This window comes from Bifidobacterium sp. (assembly GCF_050874245.1).
GTDB lineage: Bacteria > Actinomycetota > Actinomycetes > Actinomycetales > Bifidobacteriaceae > Bifidobacterium.
Map to the genome: position 1 here is coordinate 1 of NZ_JBNMKH010000035.1, position 22230 is coordinate 22230.

Below are 22230 nucleotides of genomic sequence, written 5' to 3' on the forward strand. Positions count from 1 at the left end.
CCAATCGCTGTGCGGTGCGCGGGCCACGGCCGTTTTGCGCTATTGTGACAACAACCATTTCAAGATCGCCGCCGCTGAATCGCTCACTGGTGGACTGCTGGCCGACGCCTTCGTGCGCATCCCCGGCGCTTCGAAAGTGTTTCTCGGCTCGGCGGTGACCTACGACATTCGTGCCAAGGCGAAGATTCTCGGCGTCGATCGCGATCTATTGAATAGAGAGGGTGCGGTGCATCCCGAAGTGGCGCGGCAGATGGCGTCTGGCACCGCGCGTCTCTACCAGCAGGACGAGGATGGCGATTGCGTCATCGGCCTGTCCACCACTGGTGTGGCCGGACCGGGACCGGACGGGGACAAGCCGGCCGGCTTGGCGTATATCGGTTGTTCCTTGCCGTCTGGCTTCGGAGACGTTCATTCGCGACGAACGGTCGCCTTCGAACTGAGATTGAATGGTGGGCGTGAGGCTGTCCGTCGAGGTGTCGTGCAATGCATTCTGGAAAAACTGAGAATTCTTTCAGCACTTTCACAGGAATAATCGGCGACCATGGGTGTTGACCATAGTGGAAATACGCAACGCAAGCGAAAGGGGCCGGCGGCATGGACGCGATGACACTCACCAAGGAACAGATGGAACTCAAGGCGATGGCCCCCGCGGTGCAAAGCGGTAATGTCCGTGTCAGGGAGCTCACTCCGGCCCAGCGTCGCGCGGTGATGTTCGCCCAGCAGCAGGTGTTGCGTGCCCGGGCCGCCAAAAGGGCCAAGGATGAGCGTCAGGCCGCGTTGACCCGCATGTGGCAGGAGGAGGACGGCGATCACGCTCGGGCGTATGCCGCGTCTCCGTCCGCGGAAACGGTGGAAGAGCCCAAGGAGGTTTCCCTGCGCGAGGCGATTGGTCACGTGTTGCGCGACCTGCGCACCCATGACCGCAAGACGTTGCGCGAAGTCAGCGAAAAGGCCGGAGTGTCCCTCGGATATCTGTCTGAGGTGGAGCGTGGACAGAAGGAGGCCAGTTCCGAGCTTCTGAGCTCCATCGCCCAATCGCTCGGCGTCTCCACCGCTCAGATGCTGCGTATGGTCGCCGATTATCTCGATTCGGTCGCGGCCTGATTCGTATTGGATCGTCAACGCCTGGCAGCTTAGGTTGCCGGGCGTTTTCATTTGGTTGCGTTCGCTGAGTACACTTGAATCCGTGCAGGAACGTGAATTTTGGCAATTGCTTGAGGAAGTGCTCGGGCGCAGCTACGGGCGTGCTCTCGCGCACGACCAGGTGCTCGACAGGTTGGAGGGCATGACGGCCATCGAGGCGCTTGACGCGGGGGAGGAGCCCCGTGTGGTGTGGAACGTGCTGTGCGACCAGATGAACATCCCTGATTCCAGAAGATGGGGCAAGGATCATAACGCCCCTCCGATGCCGGTCCGCTGAGCACATTCATCGCGAAACACCGTTTCGAACAGATGTTCGTATGATGGGATATAGTTATCCACAGGACATATGGATTGGATTGATGCCGACGGCTTGTTTCCGGAATTCCGAAATGGCGGAAAATCGGGATAAATGAGCTTGGGACGCATCAAAAAGCATGTTCTCCGACCACAAGGGTCGTTTGGATTTGCATGGATGGATGGTACGGCTTTACGGTGAGGTCATCATTCGTCTCGGTAAAACAACAAGGAGTAGCCATGGCACAGACGAGCGCGACGAAGAACGCCGCACAGAACAAGTCCGCGAACGGAATCGATCCGCGCCGTCAGGCCGCGCTTGACACGGCGCTCGCGCAGGTTGAGAAAAGCTTCGGCAAGGGGTCCGCCATGCGATTGGGCGATCGGCCGGAGCAAGACGTCGAAGTCATTCCGACCGGCTCCTTGGCGTTGGATATGGCGCTGGGTATCGGCGGCCTGCCCAAAGGACGAATCGTGGAGATCTATGGTCCGGAATCCTCCGGCAAGACCACGCTGGCATTGCACGTGGTGGCGAACGCGCAGAAAGCCGGTGGCGTCGCGGCCTTCATCGATGCTGAACACGCACTTGACCCTGTCTATGCGCGTAAATTGGGTGTCGATACCGATTCGTTGATCGTCTCCCAGCCTGATAACGGCGAGCAGGCGTTGGAGATCGCCGACATGCTGATTCGCTCCGGCGCGCTGGATGTGATTGTCATCGATTCCGTCGCGGCCTTGGTGCCGAAGGCGGAAATCGAAGGTGAAATGGGAGACAGCCACGTAGGTCTTCAGGCGCGTCTGATGAGCCAGGCGTTGCGCAAGATGACCGGCGCGCTGGCACAAGCCGGCACTACCGCCATCTTCATCAACCAGCTTCGTGAGAAGATCGGCGTGTTCTTCGGCAATCCGGAAACCACCACCGGTGGCAAGGCTCTGAAGTTCTATGCTTCCGTGCGCATGGACATTCGCCGTATCCAGACCATCAAGAACGGTGACGAGGCCGTGGGCAACCGCACCAAGGTCAAGGTGGTCAAGAACAAGATGGCTCCGCCGTTCAAGACGGCTGAATTCGATGTGCTTTATGGCGAGGGCATTTCCAAGGAGGGTTCCGTGCTCGATATGGCCTTGCAAGCCAACGTCGTCAAGAAGTCCGGCTCGTGGTTCACCTATGAAGGCGATCAGTTGGGACAGGGACGTGAGAACGTGCGTCAATTCCTCAAGGACAATCCGGAGCTCACGGAGGAGATCGAGAACAAGGTCAAAACGGCGTTCGGCCTGATCAAGCCTATCGACCAGTTCGCGGAAGATGGTGCGGAGGACGGCGCGGAATCGACTTCCGGCGGCAAGGAGAAAGCCGACGCGGACAAGCCTGCGGCCAAGACATCCAAAACGGACGCCAAGGCGTGACGCATGATTGACGCCGAACGTTTTCTTGAGGAACAGGGCCTTCAGCCGGCTTCGGCCGATGCTGGGGGCCCTGTCCCTTTCGGCACGGATACGAAGAACGCATCCGATCGGCCGCGATTGCGGCGGATGGATTTCGGAAGGTCCGGCGAGTTCGCTGGCAGCGCAAACACGCTGAAGACGTCGCGACACGCGCGACACGCTGGGCGTGTCGCGAATCATGCCTCAGAAAGGACGATGCCGGACGCCAATGATCTCGATTCGTGCCGAGAGGCCGCGCTCCGATTGCTGGACGCGGCGCCACGCCCCTCCGGCGCTTTGCGCGAGAGACTCGTCGGCAAAGGATACGCGGTCGAGGTGGTCGATGACGTCATTGATCGGTTGGAACGTGTGCAGCTGATTGATGACGAGGCCTATGCGCAATCAGCGGTGCGCTACTGCGCGGCGCGTCTCATGGGACGGAGGGGAGCGGTCATGGAACTCGTCCGCAAGGGCGTTGACCGCAGACTCGCGCAGCGCGCCTGCGATGAGGCGGAGGCCGAAGGCGTGTTTTCCGAAGCCGCGTGGGAACTGGGACGTAGGACCGCGCGTAAAACCATCGGAATGGACCGCGACGTGCGTAAACGCCGTTTCTGGAGCGCCGGTGGAAGAAAAGGCCACAATCCTGACATTCTGCGGCAAATCGCGCAAGAATTGTTCGGCTGAAGCCTGCAATCGACCATGGAGAACCGTCCCGTAAATCGGCGGGAAAAATGGGGATGAGACCTCTTATACCCCGGGTTCTGTCGTGCCAAAGGCACGGATGGCCATCCATCTCGACCTGACGTTGCCGTCAGGCTCTAGCAGCCTACCCGAAGGCTTCGGACGAGCAGTCCTCGGACGCCTTCTGCTTGGCCTTGCTCCCGATGAGGCTTGCCATGCGGCCACTGTCACCAGCGGCCCGGTGGTCTCTTACACCACCGTTTCACCCTTACCCACCGGCCGAAACCGGTAAGGCGGTCTATTCTCTGCTGCGCTATCTCTCAGGTCACCCTGGGCGGACGTTATCCGCCATCGTGCTCTATGGAGCCCGGAAGTTCCTCAACCGGCAAAGCCGGTCGCGGCCATCAAGAGGTCTCAAACGCACAACTATAGCAAGAGAATGGCCGAAAGCAAAGCGTAAAAAAACTTTTGTTTTTCTCGGGGCGTCATGCCTCAAATCGATGATCTTATGGCTACAATGATGACTACCAAGCAGCGATGCAGCTGGTTGGTCCGTATATAGCGGGTGAAACCGCTTGACTCTAGGGAGGTTCACATGGAAATCGTCGTTACCGGACGTCATACGCAGATCAAGCAAAGGTTCCGTGACGTTGTCGAAAGCAAGATGAATCGTGTGACCGCTATCGCCCCGGATGCACAGCGTGCCCAGATCGTGCTGTCCCATGAGGGCAATCCGCGCCAGGCCGATACCGCCAAGCGCGTTGAAATCACAGTCATCGCAGGCCGTACCGTGGTACGCGCCGAAGCGTCCAGCGCCGACGAGTTCAGCGCCCTTGATCTGGCTCTTGACAAGCTGACCCTCCGTCTGCGCCGCACGCGCGACCGTCGCAAGGATCATCGTCGTGGCTACACCGATCCCGTTCCGGTCGATCTTGGTCCGGTCGAGCCCGCCGTGGTCGAGGAGAAGGAGCCGGAGGAGCCGAACAACAGCCCGGCCGATGCCGTCTCCGCCGATCTTGGCCCTGGAGAGTCCGTCGAAGTCCAGGTCGGCGACACTCCGATCGTCATCCGTCGCAAGCTGCATATCGCCGAGCCGATGACCATCGACGAGGCTTTGTATGAGATGGAGCTGATCGGCCACGACTTCTTCCTGTTCGTGAACAAGGAGACCGGACGTCCGTCCGTCGTCTACCGTCGTCACGGTTGGAGCTATGGCGTCTTCGAGATCGACACCCCGGAGAACGTGGCCAAGAAGAAGTGAGCCTGTAGGCATCTGAATATTCCCGAGGAGGGCCCGCGCAATATATGCGCGGGTCCTCCTTGTATATGTGCGTGCAGCGATGAACGGATATGTGGATGCTCGCTCGAATGGCATGACATGCAAAAATTTACGTAAAATGGACGGAATTTTTCGAGAATCGTGAGGAAGCGACTATTCTCAGTCAAGGAAAGTCACCATACACAAAGGGAGTGATTGTGGTAGATATCGTTGACAAAGCCCTGCGCATGGGCGAAGGCCGACAGATCAAGAAGCTCGAGAACGTGGCCAAGGCGACCAACGCCTTCGAGGATGAGATCGCGGCCCTCGATGACGAGGAGCTCAAAGGCCAGACCGCCAAGTTCAAGCAGCGCATCGAAAACGGCGAATCCCTCGACAAGCTCATGCCGGAAGCCTTCGCCACCGTGCGTGAGGCGTCCAAGCGCACTTTGGGCCTGCGCCACTTCGACGTGCAGCTCATGGGCGGCGCCGCGCTGCACTGGGGCAACATCGCCGAAATGAAGACCGGTGAAGGCAAGACCCTCGTGGCCACGCTGCCCGCATATCTGAACGCGCTCGAAGGCAAGGGCGTCCACGTCGTCACCGTCAACGATTACCTGGCCAGCTACCAGGCCGAGCTGATGGGACGCGTCTACCGTTTCCTCGGCATGAGCACCGGCTGCATCATCACCAACCAGAAGCCGCCGGAGCGCCGCAAGCAGTACAACGCGGACATCACCTACGGCACCAACAACGAGTTCGGCTTCGACTATCTGCGCGACAACATGGCGTGGGAGAAGTCCGACCTTGTGCAGCGCGGACACCATTACGCCATCGTCGATGAGGTCGATTCCATTCTCATCGACGAGGCACGTACCCCGTTGATCATCTCCGGTCCAGCCGAGGGCGATGTGACCCGCTGGTACAGGCAGTTCGCGCGTCTGGTCCTGAAGCTCAACCGCGACGAGGACTACGAGGTCGACGAGAAGAAGAAGGTCGTCGGCATTCTCGATCCGGGCATCACCAAGGTGGAGGACTACCTCGGCATCGACAACCTGTACGAGCCCAACAACACCGCGCTGATCGGCTACCTGAACAACGCCATCAAGGCCAAGGAACTGTTCCTGCGCGACCGTGATTACGTCGTGACCGGCGGCGAGGTGCTCATCGTCGACGAGCATACCGGCCGTATCCTGCCGGGCCGCCGATACAACGAAGGTCTGCACCAGGCCATCGAAGCCAAGGAAGGCGTGGAAGTCAAGCCTGAAAACCAGACCTTCGCCACCATCACCCTGCAGAACTACTTCCGCATGTACGACAAGCTGGCCGGCATGACCGGTACGGCGGAGACCGAGGCCGCCGAGTTCATGGGCACATACAAACTTGGCGTGCTGCCCATCCCGACCAACAAGCCGATGATTCGCGAGGACAAGGACGATCTGATCTTCCGCACCAAGAAGGAGAAGCTCGCCGCCATTGTGCGTGACGTGGCCAAGCGCCACAAGAAGGGCCAGCCGGTCCTTCTGGGCACCGCGTCCGTGGAATCCTCCGAAGTCGTGTCCACCCTGCTTGATGTGGCCAAGATTCCGCATCAGGTGCTGAACGCGAAGCAGCACGACAAGGAAGCAGCGGTCGTGGCCGTCGCCGGCCGCAAGGGCGCTGTCACCGTCGCCACCAACATGGCCGGTCGTGGTACCGATATCATGCTCGGCGGCAACGTCGAGTTCCTGGCCGATGCGAAGCTCAAGTCCGAAGGCTACTCCCCGGATGCCACTCCGGACGAGTACGAGAAGCGTTGGCCAGGAACCTTGGCCGAGATCAAGGAGCAGGTCAAGGACGAGCACGAGGAAGTCGTCAAGCTCGGCGGTCTGTACGTGCTCGGCACCGAACGCCACGAATCCCGCCGTATCGACAACCAGCTCCGTGGCCGTTCCGGCCGTCAGGGCGATCCAGGCGAATCCCGCTTCTACCTGTCCCTCGAAGACGATCTGATGCGTCTGTTCAACACCCAGCTGGTGGCACGCGTCATGGCCAAGGGCATGCCGGAAGGCGAGCCAATCGAGGCCAAGAGCGTTTCCAAGGGCGTGCGCACCGCGCAGAAGGCCGTTGAGTCGCGCAACTTCGAAATCCGTAAGAACGTGCTGAAGTACGACGACGTGATGAACAAGCAGCGTACCGTCATCTACGCCGAACGCCAGTCCGTGCTGAAGGGTGCCGACATCCACGAGGACATCCTCAGGTTCATCGACGACACCGTGCTCAGCTACATCAAGGGCGCCAAAAACGGTTCCGACAAGCCAGCCGAGTGGGATTGGGACGGTCTGTTCAAGGCCATCGCCTCCGTGTACCCGATCGCCGTGGAACAGGAGGCCGCCAAGGACGCCGTCGCCAAGCTCAAGGGCGACAAGGCAGTGGACGCGCTGAAGGAGCTCATCGTCTCCGACGCCAAGGACCAGTACTCCGAATTCGAGGACAAGCTCGGTACGGAGGGACTGCGCCAGCTCGAGCGTCGCGTGGTGCTCGCCGTGCTCGACCGCAAGTGGCGTGAGCACCTGTACGAGATGGATTACCTCAAGGACGGCATCGGCCTGCGCGGCATGGGCCAGCGCGATCCGCTGGTCGAATACCAGCGTGAAGGCTACCAGATGTACAACTCCATGATCGAAGCCATCAAGGAGGAGACCATCCAGCTGTTGTTCCACGTGGACATCGACCGCGTGGCCATGACCGAGGACGAATCCACCGAATCCGACGAGGACGAGGCAGTGAACGCCGCCGAAGCCGTGATGGGCCTGGACGGCGAAGCCTCCGCCACGGGAGAGTCCGCTCCGAGCGAGCCAGAGACCGATGATGAGGCTGAGAAGACCACCATCGATGAGCTGGCCGACGAGCAGAAGAATGAGAAGGGCATTGTCGGCATGCAGCCGATCAGCCACGCCGAAGGCAAGGTTCCGGCCAACAAGCGCCCGAAGAGCGAGGAGTTGCACTCCCCGTGGGCTGATGGCCGCACCTTCCCGGGAACCGGCAAGAACGCCCAGTGCCCGTGCGGTTCCGGTCGCAAGTACAAGATGTGCCACGGCCAGAACGAGAAGTGATGCGCTGACACACATCTGAATAGACCTCTCCCGATCGCGATCGGGAGAGGTCTATTCCTTTCTGCCTGTTCGTGATATGGACGAGTATGCCAGAGGAAACAGCGATTCATTACAATGTAGCGACAAACATAACAACAGGCGTTTCAACGCCAAGGAGGGCATCATGGCCGAAATCACATGGAAGTCGATCCTCACCAAGCTGGTCGAGGGGGACCACTTAAGCGCCGAGGAATCCGAGTGGTTCGTCGATGACCTCATGAACGGTAACGCCAATCCGGCTGCCGTCGGCGCGGTGCTCGCCACCCAGCAGCAGTTGGGATTGACTCCCGATGAGGTTCGTGGCGCGGCGAAGGCCATGGTTGCCCATGCCATCCCGCTGCATATCGAAGGTGAGACTACTGATATCGTCGGCACCGGTGGTGACGGGGCGGCCACGGTGAACCTGTCGTCCATGGGCGCGGTTGTCGCCGCAGCGGCTGGGGTCAAGATCGTCAAGCACGGCAATCGCGCCGCGTCATCCAAGTGCGGCACCGCCGATTGCTTCGAAGCGCTGGGACTGCCGTTGGATCTGACGCCGGAACAGGTGGCCGAGGTCGGCAACGAATGCGGCATCGCGTTCGCGTTCGCGCGCACCTTCCATCCGGCGATGCGTTTCGTCGGGCCGATCCGCGCTGCGCTCGGCGTGCCGTGCGTGTTCAATGTGCTTGGTCCTCTGACCAATCCCGCAAGTCCGAAGCATATGGCCGTTGGCTGCGCCAATCGCAAAATGAGCCCGATCATGGCCGCGGTATACGCTGCAAACGGCCAGACCGGCATGGTCTACACCTCCAGTGAGGGACTTGACGAGATGGCCCCGACCGGACCGGTCTCCATCTGGGAGTTCAAGGACGGCAAGGTCGTTGAAAACGAATTCGACCCGACCGTCGAACTTGGTCTCGCCAAGATCGACGTTTCCGACCTGAAAGGCGGAGAGCCCGAACTCAACGCACGATTGGCCCGCGATTTCTTCGCAGGCAAGGATGTGCCGTTCCGCACCACCGCCCTGTTGAACGCCGCGTCGGCCATCGTCGCCGACGGACATCAGGTGCCGGCCGATGCCAGCCTGTCAGAACGTTTCAAAGCCGCCTATGCCCTCGCCGAACAGACCGTCGATTCCGGCAAGGCAACGGCGTTGCTCGATAAGTGGATCGCGACCGCCCAAGCTGTGAAAGCCTGAATCCGCGTTTGTATAGCGCTTATGCAGACATGTGAAGGCCTCGACGCTGATGGATGAAACAGCGTCGAGGCCTTCACATTGCATCATCCGATATGGCGGAGCTTGGCTGCATGCGGGAATCGCCGTCAGACGCGCGCGCCGTCATCGAATTCGTCGACTCGTGTCTGGGAATGTCCCCTATGCTGCACAATGAGTCCGGCGGCGCCGACCAACGCGCACAGACCGAAGATGGAACCCAGAATCGAGGCCAGTGCCGGCATGAACACCGAAGCGATGATGCCGATGACACCGGCGACCAACAATACCCAGAAGATAAGCTTCGACAGTTTCACAGGGCCGATTTTAGGGTTCGGAGGCACGAAATCCTCACCGTAACGGTCCATGACCCGATCGGTGTCAAGCCAGCTCGAACCGGTGAAATCACGCGGACCACGACCGGCTGACGGCATATCGCCGACGAATGTGCCTTGATCCAGATCGTTGACGGACAGCAGGGCCTCTTTCTCCTGACGTTGCGCGTGCTTCTCAAAACGTTTCGCACTGCGCGAACGTTCCACGGCCTTCAGGTCATCGGCGTGCGAATTCGCGAATTCGGACCAGGCCGCATCCAAGTCATCGGATGGCGAGACACCGCCATGCGACTCATCGTTTGGGCGTTCTTCATCGTCGTTGGTATTGTTGAGGTCAGTCATACTTATACTCTAATCGGGCGGGCGCCAATCCGTCGGGAGGAATGTGAAGAATGCTCTACTGGTTTTTCGTCAAAGGTCTGGGGCCGATCGCCATCCATCGTCTGGGGCCGACCGCGCAGGGACTTGAGAACATTCCGCATGAGGGAGGCGCCATCATCGCGGCCAATCACCTCGCCGTCATCGACGACGCGTTGCTGCCGCTGACCTGCCCGCGCATGATTCATTTCATGGGCAAGGCCGAGTATTTCGAGGGCAAGGGCATCAAAGGCAAGTTCAAGAAGTGGTGGTTCACTTCCGTCGGCGTGTTCCCCGTGGACCGTTCCGGTGGATCCAAATCGCTTGGAGCGCTGAACCATGCCCGTGAGATCATCGAGGACGGGCATCTGTTCGGCATCCACATCGAAGGCACGCGCAGTCCGGACGGGCGCCTTTACAAAGGACATACCGGCGCGGCCCGACTGGCGTTCGAGACCGGATGTCCAATCGTTCCGGCCGCCATCATCGGTTCCCGCGAACTGCAGAAGCCGGGACAGGTCATTCCGAACAAAGGCAAATCCACGGTGATCTACGGCAAGCCAATCGAAGTCGAGAAGAAGCCGGTGGATGAGATCACCCATGAGGACCTGCGCTTGCTCACCGACCGTGTGACCCGCGAGATCCAGAAGATGAGCGGCCAGGAATACGTCGATGAGTATGCGCAAAAGGTCAAGGCCGAGCTCAAGGCCCGGCAGGAGGCCGAAGCACAGGCCGACCAGCCCGCGAACGGCGTAAAGTAGATTTTCCACATATGGCGATGGGGTGCTCCGGGAACGTCGGAGCACCCCATCGCCATATATGGTCCATGGCCTTCACATGCCATGGACCGTGCGGACCCTCAGAACAACGACGAATACATCTTCAAAGTGATGGTGGTCGGCGCTCCATCCTCCTGATGCAGACGCACCTCCGTGCCGCCTACTGGATCCTGCGACGCCACCTTCTTGTCCTGGCTGGAATCGAGCGTGATCTGAGAGCTGATCTTCACGCTGAATCCAAGCTTCTCCAAAGCGTTCTTGGCATCGGATGCACGCTGTCCGACGTAGTTCGGCAACGTCACGGTCTGCGGTCCCTTCGACACCACCACTTTGACGGTGTCGCCCCAATGCAGTTCATCGCCGGCCTTTGCGGAGGCGGACATCACCTGTCCCTGCGGAACCTTGTCGTCGAACTGCTCGGACCAGTCGACGGTAAGCTTGAGCCCGTCCAACGCCTGCTGGGCCTCATCCTTCGATTCACCGACGATATCCGGCATGATGACCGGCTTCGGTCCCTGGGACAGGGTGACGGTGATCTTCGTGTTATGGGGTAGAGTGGCGCCAGGGTCGACGCTGAGCGACAGCAACGCTCCTTGGGGCACGTCCATGGAGTACGCGTCATCGCTGTCCGGCGTCCGCTCGATATTGTCGAAGCCGGCCTCTTCCAGCGCTTTTACGGGGTCTTTGCCGTTCGAGCTGTCAGGGTCGAGTATGTCAGCGGGAACGGTGGCCTGTTTGAGGCCTTTCGACACGACCACCTTCACCTTCTGATGGCGGCGTTTGCTCACATGCGATCCGACATTCGCCGGATCGGTGGAGATGATGTCTCCTTCGGAGACGGAATCGCTGTATGCCTCGGTCGTTTCGTATTCGATATTGGCGAATTTCAGCAATTCCTCATAGGAGCTCCATTTGACATTGGAGATACGGCAGGCTTTTGAAGCCGTGCACGACAGGTCGGCCGGCTGAGGCAAGGTCCAATAGCTACCCGGACCTTGGAAATACCACCATGCATAGCCACCTCCACCGGCGCAGGCAAGTACGGCCGCCGTTATGCCCGCGATGATTACAGGGGTATGTTTGCCCTTGCGGCCCCGTTGCTTGCCATTGGTCTTTTCCCCGGAGCCGGTCGGTGATCCGTATCCGTCCAAGGACAGCCTGGCGGTCGCCTCCGGATCGGTTTGTGGTTGTGCCGCCGGCATGATGCTGGTGGCATTCGTCGTATGCCGTTCAAAAGGACGTGTGCGATCGTCGGATTGGTTCGTGGGCGGAGCAGGGGGAGCGGGAGGGGTCATGTCCGGCTTGCCGGCGTCGGCTGAAACGTCGGTCCCCGCGGGCATTCGATACTGCCAATCGTCAAGCGTGAGTCCTGTTTGCAGTCGCTGCAGCTCTTTAAGCGCCACGGAAGCATCCTGGGGGCGTTCCTCCGGCGCACGCGCGGTGAGTCTTGCGATGAACGCCGCCACGTCGGCATTGATTCCGGAACATACGGTCGAGACGTCCGGCACGTCCTCATGCACGTGCTTGAACACCAACGTCACCGGATTGTCGGCATTGAAAGGAACCTTGCCGGTCAGCATCTCCCAAGCCATGATGCCTACGGAATAGAGGTCCCCTTGGGGGATCGACCGGTTGCTTTCGATCATTTCCGGCGCCAGATACGAGGCCGTACCCAGTAGCATACCCGTGGAGGACAGCGTGGCCTGTGAAACGGCTTTGGCCAGACCGAAATCGGTGATTTGCACATGTCCGCGGTCGTTGAGCAGGATGTTCTCCGGTTTGATGTCTCGGTGCACCACACCTGCGCGGTGAGCCGACGCCAAGCCATCCAACGTTTCCCCGACGATTCGGAGCGTCTCACGTACGCTGAAGGTGACCTGCTGGTTCATTTCGTAACGCAGATTCACGCCATGGACGTATTCCATGACGAGATAATCCAATCCATCGAATTCGCCGGTGTCGTAGACCTGCACGATGTGCGGATTGGCTATCGCGGCCGCGGAACGAGCTTCGCGCCGGAAGCGTTCCACGAACTGATCGCGTTTCGGCCCCTGCGCCAGCTGAGTGTGCATGATTTTTATGGCGACGGTGCGTTCCAGCCGTTCATCGATGGCTTGATACACCGTGGCCATGCCACCGTCGGCGATTCTGCTGATAACCCGGTACCGGTTTTCTATGACCTGGCCTACGGGGTCATGTGGGGCTTCATTCATGATTGATCGGTACGGTTCCTTCTCAAAAACGTCTTGTCGAACAGTCTTCAATCCGTAGTCTACAAGCAGGGGTCAAGCGTGAGCCTCGCGGAACATGTGACGGACACGGGACTTTCGCGCATACCACGAGATTCCCGACGCCGATTCCAGATCTATTATTCGTTGACGATGGGCACGAAGCGCGCGCAGGCCTCTGCAAGCATATCTTTGCGTTGGCGGGGCAGATCGAGCGATTCGATGGCCTTCCTGGATTCGCCCCACAAATCCGCTATCCTCTCCCTGGAACGATTGATCGCACCGGTGGATTCGAAAAGCGCGATGGCACGAGCGACCTGTTCCTCGTTGCGGGAAGCGGCATCCCACATGCCGATGAGCTCACGTTTCTCCGCCTCGTCGGCCGCATCGATGGCATCGGCAAGCAACACCGTACGTTTGCCCTCCCGGATATCACCGCCAATCGGCTTGCCGGTATTGCGGCTCGAACCGATGACATCCAGAAGATCGTCGGCAAGTTGGAACGCCAAGCCAAGAGGCAGGCCTATCGCCAAAGCACAGTCGCGTGCGGTACCGGCATCGGTACCGGCTGCGAGCATACCGAATTCCAGCGGCGCGATGGTGGTATAGCTGGCAGTCTTCCAACGGAACACGTTCAGCGACGCGGCCGCCAGTTCGGCGGGATCGTCCAGGGAATTGAGCTCCACGGCCAAATCAAGCACCTGGCCGATCTCCACCTCGCGATGCATATTCAGAAACGCCGACACCACGTCCGTTCCGGAACCAAGACGGGACGCCGCCTTCTCCGCGATATCCACGCTCGCGGTGGCCAGCATGTCGCCCAGCATGATGCCCAGACCATGGCCGATGGCATCGCTGTGCGTGTCCATGGATAGCGCGCGATGGGCGGATGGTCTGCCACGACGCAGGTCGGAATCGTCGATGATGTCATCGTGCACCAACGCTCCGGTCTGGAACACCTCAATCGCACAGGCCAGATCAAGCACCGCGTCCATATCCCGTTCCAACACTTCCTGCGGGGCGAACGCGCGAAACGCGTCCAACGTCAGCAACGCGCGCAGCCGCTTGCCACCCTCGCTCGATGTGACCGCCTGCCGGGCGACCGCGTCGGCGATGGGTCTGCAGGAATCGGCGACCGCATCATCCGCGTGAAGGAATGAAAAATCCCCTACCAACGATAGCGTGCGTGTCTCAATCTGTTCCAAATCGGAGGAGCTAGTCATATACCAAAGTTATCCACATGCGTCCGACAAGAACGGAACACAGTAATTGCAATGGATGGGGCGGTACGGCACGTTCCATGACACGCCGATGGGCACATTCTCCGACCACAGAGGCCGAAAACACAGCCCGCGCATCGACGGATGTCGCATAGTACTCCGGAAAGCGGTCGTGCACGACGTCCGCGCCAACCACAGGAGAACGGAATGATGATGAACATGCTCGACGAGACGACACCGATACGTGCCACGGAAATGGACCAGCTCGGCGAACAACTGACGGAAGATTGCAAATCGCAGGGAATGGAGGAAGCGATACGCGAATTCCTAGACGAGCCATTCGGACGATGGATGGACTCCCTTGCCGGCTCGCCGGCCGTCGGCGATGGTCCGGAACGCGCTCGCGGACTGTCCCGGAACGATATACGGATGATCGCCGTCGCCATGGAACGGGCGATGTCGGTCCGCGACGCATTGCTGGTGTCCATCGTCGTGGGGGAGGACCGTTCGCCGCGCGAGTTCCTGATGGACTTTATGACCAATCCGATGGATCCCGATAATTCACGTCGACTGGAGGAGATACTCAAGGATTCGTTCCGGAACGCCTCGAAGACTCCCGACACCGTACGCTGCGACAACGGCGTCACCATGATGTTCGACATCATCGAAATGGTCCCCGAACGTTATCAGGTGCAGCCGTTGGCCGTGATCAGCTATGTATTGTGGTGGATGGGTGACGAGCGCGCCATGCTGTGTGCCCTGCGGGCGCTCGCGTTGGATGAGGACTGTTCGCTTGCCGCGATCGTCTGTTCCGCCGCGCACCGGCATATCGGCCCGGCATGGACTTCGGGAAATGCAGGCAACACGCCGAAAGGAGTCGATGTTGGTGCGTGATGGGCTCAACACGCGGGAATAATCGTCCTTGCAAGATGGTTTACTCACATAGTTGACGATTTGCCCTTGCCAGAAGTGGGCCCATATGGTATACGCTTCCGGCGGGATCAGTAGGAGGATAAGTTTGGCCACCAAGGAAACGACGGCAAGCACGGAACAGACTGATCTGACCGAAAAGACCACCTCCACGAAGAAGGCCGCCACGCGCAAGACCACTACGAAGAGGGGCGCGGCGAAGAAAACCACCGCCAAGACGCCGCGCAAAGCCACTGCGAAGAAGGCCTCCAAGGTCAAGAAGGATCACGAGGAGGACTTGGTCGACGAGGTTCCCGAGGACGAGGACGGCCCCGCTGATGACGCCGATCTCGACGATTTCGACGATGACCTCGACGACGTGGATGCGGATGACGATGACGACCTCGATGAGGATGACGACCTCGACGAGGATGATTCCGAATCGGATGACGATGAGGACAACAAGCGCAAGAAGCCGGAGGAGCCCAAGGAAAAGGGCGCTTTCGTGGTCCGTGATGATGATGACGATGACAATCTGACGCCGTCGGGTAATCCGAAGCGTCGTGTGATCGCCGCCGGCGCCACCGCCGACCCGGTCAAGGACTATCTGAAGCAGATTGGCCGCGTGAACCTGCTGAACGCCGAGCAGGAGGTTGACCTGTCCGAACGCATCGAAGCCGGCCTATACGCCCAGCATCTGCTGGACACGGAATCCGACAAGATGGACTTCAAACGCAAGCGCGAGCTCAAGTGGGCCGCGAATGACGGCAAACGAGCCAAGGATCACCTGCTGGAGGCCAACCTCCGACTCGTGGTCTCTCTGGCCAAGCGTTATACGGGACGCGGCATGCTGTTCCTTGACCTGATTCAGGAAGGCAACCTCGGCCTGATCCGTGCCGTCGAAAAATTCGACTGGAAGAAGGGCTTCAAGTTCTCCACGTATGCCACATGGTGGATTCGTCAGGCCATCACCCGCGCTATGGCCGACCAGGCCCGCACCATTCGCGTGCCTGTCCACATGGTCGAGGTCATCAACAAGCTGTCCCGTGTACAGCGCCAGATGCTTCAGGATCTGGGACGCGAACCAACGCCGGATGAGCTGGCTCGCGAGCTCGATATGCCTGTCGAGAAGGTCCAGGAAGTACAGAAGTACGGCCGTGAGCCGATTTCGTTGCACACCCCGCTTGGTGAGGACGGCGATTCCGAATTCGGTGACCTGATTGAGGACACCGATGCCATCGCTCCGTCCGACGCCGTGGCCTTCTCCTTGCTGCAGGAGCAGTTCAAGCAGGTGCTTGAGACGCTGTCCCCCCGTGAGGCGGGCGTCATCAAGATGCGTTACGGCTTGGAGGATGGCCAGCCCAAGACGTTGGACGACATCGGCCGTGTGTACGGCGTGACCCGTGAGCGCATCCGCCAGATCGAATCGAAGACCATGTCCAAGTTGCGTCACCCGTCCCGTTCGCAGACGTTGCGCGACTTTCTGGATCAGTGATCGGAAGTGAATGAACGAAGTCGAGAGACCGGCGGGATCGCGGGTTTCTCGACTTCTTCCGTCTGGAGACGTGATAATCGAAAGGGAACATGGCAAAGGATAATTACGGAGCGAAGAGCCTCACCGTGCTTGAAGGCTTGGACGCGGTGCGCAAACGTCCAGGCATGTATATCGGCACGACCGATAGCCAAGGATTGATGCATTGCCTCTGGGAGATCATCGACAATGCCGTCGATGAGGCTCTTGCGGGCGCCTGCGACCACATCGTCGTGACGTTGCACGATGACGGTTCCGTCGAAGTGGCGGACAACGGCCGTGGCATTCCGGTGGATGTCGAGCCCAAGACCAAGCTCACCGGTGTGGAAGTGGTGCTGACCAAGCTGCATGCCGGCGCTAAATTCGGCAATTCCTCATACGGCGCCTCCGGTGGCCTGCACGGCGTCGGGTCGTCCGTGGTGAACGCGTTGAGCTCCCGTCTCGACGTGGAGGTGGATCGCGACGGCAAAACGCATCACATGGCCTTCCACCAGGGACACCCTGGCGTGTATTCCGATGCTGACCCCAAGCATCCGTCCCCGGCCTCGCCGTTCAAGAAGACACGGAAGAACCGCCCGACCGAACTGGAGATCATCGGCAAGGTGAGCCCGAAGACCACGGGAACACGCATCCGTTACTGGGCCGATCCCGAGATCTTCAACGACACCGCTGAATTCAGCTACGACCAGCTGATCGACCGCGTACGTCAGACGAGCTTCCTGGTGCCGGGACTGAAAATCACCGTCATCGATGAGAACATTCCCGAAACCGGTGATGAGACCGTCGACGAAATGCTGGAAGTCGATGCCGAGGACAATGCCGCGGATGTGGCGCAACCGGATGTTGCCGTCACGGACGAGTCGCCCGAATCCCAGACGGACAGCGCCGACGCGCAACCGCAGGAAAACGCCGTGCAGGCCGCGAGGTCGAAATACCCGCATGCGCGCATCGAGGAGTTCCTCCATACCGGTGGTGTGAGGGATTTCGTCGATTTCCTGTCCAAAGGCGAGGCTGTTTCGGATATCTGGCGTATCACCGGTGATGACACGTATGTCGAAGAAACGCAGGCTGTGGGTGATGACGGTGAATTGCATGCGCAAAAGGTGACCCGTGACTGCGCCGTGGACATCGCCATGCGTTGGACCAACGGATACGACACCACCATGCGCAGCTTCGTCAATGTGGTGGAGACCCCGGGCGGCGGCACGCATGTGGACGGCTTCCTGCAGGGCATCACCAGGCAGGTTCGCAAAGCCGTTGAGGACAATGCGCGCAAGCTCAAGGTGAATCTCAAGGATTCCAACATGAAGGTGGAGCGCGACGATATTCTCGCCGGCCTGGTCGCCGTGGTCACCGTGCGCATCGCCGAACCACAGTTCCAAGGTCAGACCAAGGATGTGCTCGGCACCGCGCAGGTCAAGCCCATCGTCTCCAAGATGACCGACAGGCAATTCGGAGAGATGATCACCGGTTCCAAACGCGGATACAAGGAACAGTCCGGCCGTGTGCTGGAGAAGATCGTCGGCGAGATGCACGCCCGCGTGCAGGCTCGCAAGACCAAGGAGGTCACGCGCCGCAAGAACGCGCTCGAATCTGCCTCCATGCCTCCGAAACTGTCCGACTGCCAGCCAGGCAACGACGATGTGGCCGAATTGTTCATCGTCGAGGGCGATTCCGCGCTCGGCACCGCCAAGGCCGCCCGCAATTCCGGATTCCAGGCGTTGCTGCCGATTCGAGGCAAGATCCTCAACGTGCAGAAGGCGTCGCTCGCGCAGATGCTGTCCAATAAGGAGTGCGCGGCCATCATCCAGGTGGTCGGCGCCGGTTCCGGAGCGAGCTTCGACATCGAGCAGGCCCGATACAACAAAATCATCATGATGACCGATGCCGACGTCGATGGCGCGCATATCCGCATCCTGCTTCTGACGCTGTTCTATCGGTACATGCGGCCGCTCATCGAATACGGCCACGTGTATGCGGCTGTGCCGCCGCTGCATCGCATCGCGTTGACGGGCTCGCACAAGGGCGAGTTCATCTACACGTATTCCGACGACGAGTTGGCGGGCAAGCTTGCCGACCTCGACAGAAAGCACATCGGCTACAACGAGGACATCCAGCGGTACAAGGGTCTTGGTGAGATGGATGCCGACCAGTTGGCCGACACCACCATGGATCCGCGCACCCGCATGTTGCGCCGCATCCGCATGGAGGATGCCGAACAGGCCAGTCACATCTTCAGCCTGCTTATGGGTGATGACGTGCCGCCGCGCAAGGCGTTCATTGTGGAGAATGCGGACGATTTCGACCGTTCGAAAATCGACACCTGATCTTGGGTCTTATTGCATGGGAGGCAGGTTTCGTTACGTTGAAACCCGCCTCCCGCACGTTTGTAGAAATCAACGCCTGCTTGCTCTAGAACAAGACCGAATCGTGCTTTGGCTGGAAACGGACGTTGAATTGGCAGCGCAAATCGCTAATTACCATTCGGTAGGTAACTGCGGGTAAACTATATGACGAATTCGGACCATCGCGTCCGCGGAACCATCAAAGGAGCTGATTCATGGCCAATCTGCTGCTTGCCGTGATTTATGTGGCTTTCATCAGTCTGGGTTTGCCGGATGCCGTGCTCGGAGCCGCCTGGCCGACGATGAGCACCGATTTGAATGCGCCTGTTTCCTGGGCGGGCGGCATCTCCATGACCATTTCGGCGGGCACCATCGTGTCCGCATTGCTGTCCGACCGCATGACCCTGCGATTCGGCGCGGGCAAGGTCACGGCGGTGTCCGTGGCGTTGACGGCGTTCGCCCTGTTCGGTTTCTCGATCGCACCGAATTACTGGATGCTGCTATTGTTCGCGATTCCCTATGGATTGGGGGCGGGCGGTGTAGACGCGGCGTTGAACAACTATGTCGCGATTCATTATGAAAGCCGTCACATGAGCTGGCTGCACGCCATGTGGGGATTGGGCACATTGCTTGGCCCATACATCATGGCGTACGCGTTGGGCGCGGGCCAAGGCTGGTCGTGGGGATACCGATATATCTCCATCCTGCAGATAGTGCTCACCGCGGTGCTGGTTTTCAGCCTGCCGCTTTGGAAGACGCGCGCCGCGCAAGACCCCGAAGAGGCAACTGAGAACGGTGGCTCGCGTAAGCCGCTCGGCATTCGTGGCGTGCTTGCGATTCGTGGCGCTCGTGAGATTCTCGTCATGTTCTTCTGCTATTGCGCGCTTGAATCCACCGCCATGCTGTGGGCCAGCAGCTACATGGTTCTCGGCAAGGGCATCGACAAGACCACGGCCGCGATGTGGGGAAGCCTGTTCTGCATCGGCATCACCGTCGGACGTCTTGCCAGCGGCTTCCTCACCATGAGATTGAGCGATCCGTCCATGATTCGGCTCGGACAAGCTTTGGTATTGACTGGCGTCGTCATCATGCTGCTGCCGTTGCCTCATAACATCGGCACCATTGCGGGACTGATGGTTATCGGCTTGGGCTGCGCGCCGATTTATCCATGCGTCATCCACTCCACGCCGGCCTATTTCGGCAAGGACAAGTCCCAGGCCATTGTCGGCATGCAGATGGCATGCGCCTACGTGGGGTCGATGTGCATGCCTCCGGTGTTCGGCCTGATTGCCCAGCATATCTCCGTCAGCCTGTTCCCGTGGTATCTCGTGGCGTTCCTGGTGCTCATGGTGATCATGCACGAGACGCTGCGCAGAAAGTGCGGCGACCGGTCCGCGGCCTGAACGTCAGAACATCCAAGTCGCCGGATTGTCCGGCGAATAAGCGCTGCTGAAACCGTGCGTGGCGTTATAGGCGCCACACACCCAATCCGGATTGCTGAAGCCAAGAGCCACATACCAGACCATGACGAGCGCGGCGAGCGTCGCCACGAGCGGAAGACGTGACGTGAACATGCGGATCGCGCACAGCACGATGGCGATTGCCAGCAATGCGATGAATGTCAACGAGGCGTAACGCAGCCAGGTCAGTCCGTATGCTCCGATGTACAGTCCCAGTCGAAGAGCCGCTGAAGCCAGCATGATGGCGGTCACGGCCAGCAGCCCGCCCAGTGTGGCGTTCAGCCAGGGCGTGCGCGGGGTGGATATGAGGGCGATGCCGAAGACGGCCAGATTGATGGCGGCCACTGCCAGCAGTTGGAAGAAGCCGTCCCGCGCATACGCGCTGTAGGTCAGTCCATCCGGAAGCGAGATCGATCCGTCCGTCAACGCTCCGGCGAACAGGAAGCGCAACTGCACCGAGCAGAACAACGCGTATACGACCAGTATCACCGAGAGCACGGTGACCGTCGTTGCCGGACTCAGGACGATATGACGGGACTTGGACGGTTCTTTGGCTCCGATATCGAGGCCAAGAAGCAGGGAGCATAGGAATGGCCATGGCACGATGACGATCAGCGTGTGGATCGTGATCGCCGCAAGGTCGGGATGCCCGATGGCGGATGCCAGTTCGTAGCGGAATATCCGATCCGCGCTGGCAAGCAAGGGGATGATGACCAACAGCAGTGGTACCGAGACCAACATCGCCATACCGATCTCACGAGCCTTTGAGCGTTTGCCGGATGAATCAGCGGAACGGACCAGAATGGTGAATGATTCGAAGACACGTCCCAGATTGGCGAACGGCTGCATGAGCCAGCCGGTGAGCCAATCGCGTGCCACTTGGAACGGATGCCATACGCTGTATCGGCCGTCGGCCAGCTGGCAGTGCAGCATCAGCAACATGGGCTGCGCAAGGAATGAGGTCAGCGCATAATCGATGTTCCCGCAATACGCAGTGGCGCTGACGGAAAGCATGTTCCACACGCTTAACGCGGTGATCGTACCGACCACAAGCCATGTGTACGGACGTCTGCGCACGCTCGTCCAGTGGAGCGCGGTGACGAGCGCGAGGCACAGCATCCAGAACAACGGCAGGGCATATCCGTATACGCATTCGGGAAGAGTGGAGCTGCAGACGAACCGGTCGAAGACGAAGGTGATGGCGAGTGCCGTGGCCATGGTTGCGATGACGCGGCGTTTCGTCCGCTGGGATGCCGGAGGCTGTTGTTTGATGGTTGCGTGTGTGGGTGGTTGTGAAGAGGTCGGTTGCGGTCCTGGTGTTTGCTGGGTATCCATGGGCATGCCTTTCGATTGATGTATCGGTGTGGAACTGCCGTCATGGTAAGCTATCGAAAAACGATAGAAACATATCGAATTTTATTTTTTCACAGAATTTGCATATCGAGAAACGATAGATTATTATCGATAATCGTCAATCGCATTTTGTTCATGAAGGAGGTGCCACATATGTGTGCACGAAATGATTCGGTGGATGATTCGGACCAAGGGTCGGCGGTGATTGCGGCGTTGCGCGTGCTGGTCGTGCTATTCGCGCTGTGCGGGCTGGCGCTGCAGGTCGGCGCGCTTGTGGCGGGCGTAGTCGTCTCCATCGATTGTTTCCATGCGGACGTGACGCATTGGCTTTATGTGATCGGCTTCGTGCTGATGGTGGCCTGTTTCGAGGTGGCTCTGGTGCCGTTGTGGAGGCTGCTGACATTGGTTCGTCATCGTGACGTGTTCTCCGGGAAGGCCATCCATCTGGTCGACGGAATACTTGGCTGCGCCGGCGTGGAAGGGATCCTGGTCGTCCTGGCGATGCTCTCCCAGGCCTGGCTGTCGCCATCCCTGTTCCTGTCGAGGCTGCTCGGGTTGGAAACGGATCTGGTTCGCTTCGCGGTCG

Annotated in this window: 18 protein-coding genes and 1 other RNA gene; 14 read left to right on the forward strand and 5 right to left on the reverse strand. The window is 59.6% G+C overall.

The window, feature by feature from the left end:
- From ACR0P8_RS05340 to ACR0P8_RS05360, 5 genes are all read left to right on the forward strand, one after another.
- On the forward strand, positions 1 to 532 hold a 532-nt coding region (locus ACR0P8_RS05340; RefSeq protein WP_432624136.1), incomplete at its 5' end, for a CinA family protein.
- A gap of 62 nt (positions 533 to 594) precedes the next feature.
- Positions 595 to 1104, forward strand: coding sequence for a helix-turn-helix domain-containing protein (locus tag ACR0P8_RS05345; protein ID WP_432624137.1), 510 nt, complete (start codon positions 595 to 597; stop codon positions 1102 to 1104).
- Positions 1105 to 1186: 82 nt separating this feature from the next.
- Positions 1187 to 1420, forward strand: a complete 234-nt coding sequence (locus tag ACR0P8_RS05350; protein WP_432624138.1) for a DUF3046 domain-containing protein — start codon at positions 1187 to 1189, stop codon at positions 1418 to 1420.
- A 257-nt stretch (positions 1421 to 1677) separates the two neighbouring features.
- Positions 1678 to 2844, forward strand: a complete 1167-nt coding sequence (gene recA / locus ACR0P8_RS05355) for a recombinase RecA (RefSeq protein ID WP_432624139.1) — start codon at positions 1678 to 1680, stop codon at positions 2842 to 2844.
- A gap of 126 nt (positions 2845 to 2970) precedes the next feature.
- A complete protein-coding gene (locus ACR0P8_RS05360) occupies positions 2971 to 3546 on the forward strand; it encodes a regulatory protein RecX (protein ID WP_432624153.1) in 576 nt (191 codons plus the stop codon).
- Between the two features lie 50 nt (positions 3547 to 3596).
- Here ACR0P8_RS05360 and rnpB read toward each other — a convergent pair.
- Positions 3597 to 3960: RNase P RNA component class A (gene rnpB, locus ACR0P8_RS05365), an RNA gene on the reverse strand.
- 178 nt (positions 3961 to 4138) lie between these two features.
- Between rnpB and hpf the strand changes: the two genes are divergently transcribed.
- The 3 genes from hpf to trpD all read left to right on the forward strand — a co-directional run bounded on the left by hpf (position 4139) and on the right by trpD (position 9112).
- Positions 4139 to 4804 (forward strand): ribosome hibernation-promoting factor, HPF/YfiA family, encoded by a 666-nt coding sequence (gene hpf / locus ACR0P8_RS05370; RefSeq protein ID WP_432624140.1) that lies wholly within the window; start codon positions 4139 to 4141, stop codon positions 4802 to 4804.
- 215 nt (positions 4805 to 5019) lie between these two features.
- Positions 5020 to 7896, forward strand: a complete 2877-nt coding sequence (gene secA / locus ACR0P8_RS05375) for a preprotein translocase subunit SecA (protein ID WP_432624141.1) — start codon at positions 5020 to 5022, stop codon at positions 7894 to 7896.
- Positions 7897 to 8059: 163 nt separating this feature from the next.
- Complete coding sequence (trpD, locus tag ACR0P8_RS05380) at positions 8060 to 9112, forward strand: anthranilate phosphoribosyltransferase (RefSeq protein ID WP_432624142.1); 1053 nt, start codon at positions 8060 to 8062, stop codon at positions 9110 to 9112.
- Between the two features lie 125 nt (positions 9113 to 9237).
- Here the strand turns inward: trpD and ACR0P8_RS05385 are convergent, their stop codons facing one another.
- Entirely contained in the window at positions 9238 to 9804 is a 567-nt protein-coding gene (locus tag ACR0P8_RS05385; RefSeq protein WP_432624143.1) for a hypothetical protein, read from the reverse strand.
- Positions 9805 to 9854: 50 nt separating this feature from the next.
- Here ACR0P8_RS05385 and ACR0P8_RS05390 point away from each other — a divergent pair, with 50 nt between their 5' ends.
- Positions 9855 to 10580 (forward strand): lysophospholipid acyltransferase family protein, encoded by a 726-nt coding sequence (locus tag ACR0P8_RS05390; RefSeq protein ID WP_432624144.1) that lies wholly within the window; start codon positions 9855 to 9857, stop codon positions 10578 to 10580.
- Positions 10581 to 10678: 98 nt separating this feature from the next.
- Here the strand turns inward: ACR0P8_RS05390 and ACR0P8_RS05395 are convergent, their stop codons facing one another.
- Together ACR0P8_RS05395 and ACR0P8_RS05400 are read right to left on the reverse strand one after the other, a co-directional pair.
- Complete coding sequence (locus ACR0P8_RS05395; protein ID WP_432624145.1) at positions 10679 to 12811, reverse strand: protein kinase domain-containing protein; 2133 nt, start codon at positions 12809 to 12811, stop codon at positions 10679 to 10681.
- Positions 12812 to 12966: 155 nt separating this feature from the next.
- Positions 12967 to 14049, reverse strand: coding sequence for a polyprenyl synthetase family protein (locus ACR0P8_RS05400; protein ID WP_432624146.1), 1083 nt, complete (start codon positions 14047 to 14049; stop codon positions 12967 to 12969).
- Between the two features lie 204 nt (positions 14050 to 14253).
- On the opposite strand from ACR0P8_RS05400, the gene ACR0P8_RS05405 reads away from it, so the two are divergent.
- The 4 genes from ACR0P8_RS05405 (at position 14254) to ACR0P8_RS05420 (ending at position 20234) form a co-directional block, all read left to right on the forward strand.
- Positions 14254 to 14940 carry a DUF4192 domain-containing protein gene (locus ACR0P8_RS05405; protein WP_432624147.1) on the forward strand — a complete coding sequence of 229 codons (687 nt, stop codon included), beginning with the start codon at positions 14254 to 14256 and terminating at the stop codon, positions 14938 to 14940.
- 85 nt (positions 14941 to 15025) lie between these two features.
- Positions 15026 to 16450, forward strand: a complete 1425-nt coding sequence (locus tag ACR0P8_RS05410; RefSeq protein ID WP_432624148.1) for an RNA polymerase sigma factor — start codon at positions 15026 to 15028, stop codon at positions 16448 to 16450.
- Positions 16451 to 16539: 89 nt separating this feature from the next.
- Positions 16540 to 18813 (forward strand): DNA gyrase/topoisomerase IV subunit B, encoded by a 2274-nt coding sequence (locus ACR0P8_RS05415; RefSeq protein WP_432624149.1) that lies wholly within the window; start codon positions 16540 to 16542, stop codon positions 18811 to 18813.
- A gap of 233 nt (positions 18814 to 19046) precedes the next feature.
- Entirely contained in the window at positions 19047 to 20234 is a 1188-nt protein-coding gene (locus ACR0P8_RS05420) for an MFS transporter (protein WP_432624150.1), read from the forward strand.
- Positions 20235 to 20237: 3 nt separating this feature from the next.
- Here ACR0P8_RS05420 and ACR0P8_RS05425 read toward each other — a convergent pair whose 3' ends face one another.
- The gene (locus ACR0P8_RS05425; RefSeq protein ID WP_432624151.1) at positions 20238 to 21626 is read right to left on the reverse strand and encodes a DUF4153 domain-containing protein; all 1389 of its coding nucleotides are present in this window, start codon (positions 21624 to 21626) and stop codon (positions 20238 to 20240) included.
- Between the two features lie 171 nt (positions 21627 to 21797).
- Between ACR0P8_RS05425 and ACR0P8_RS05430 the strand changes: the two genes are divergently transcribed.
- The coding region (locus tag ACR0P8_RS05430) for a DUF2975 domain-containing protein (RefSeq protein WP_432624152.1) at positions 21798 to 22230 on the forward strand (433 nt) is incomplete at its 3' end.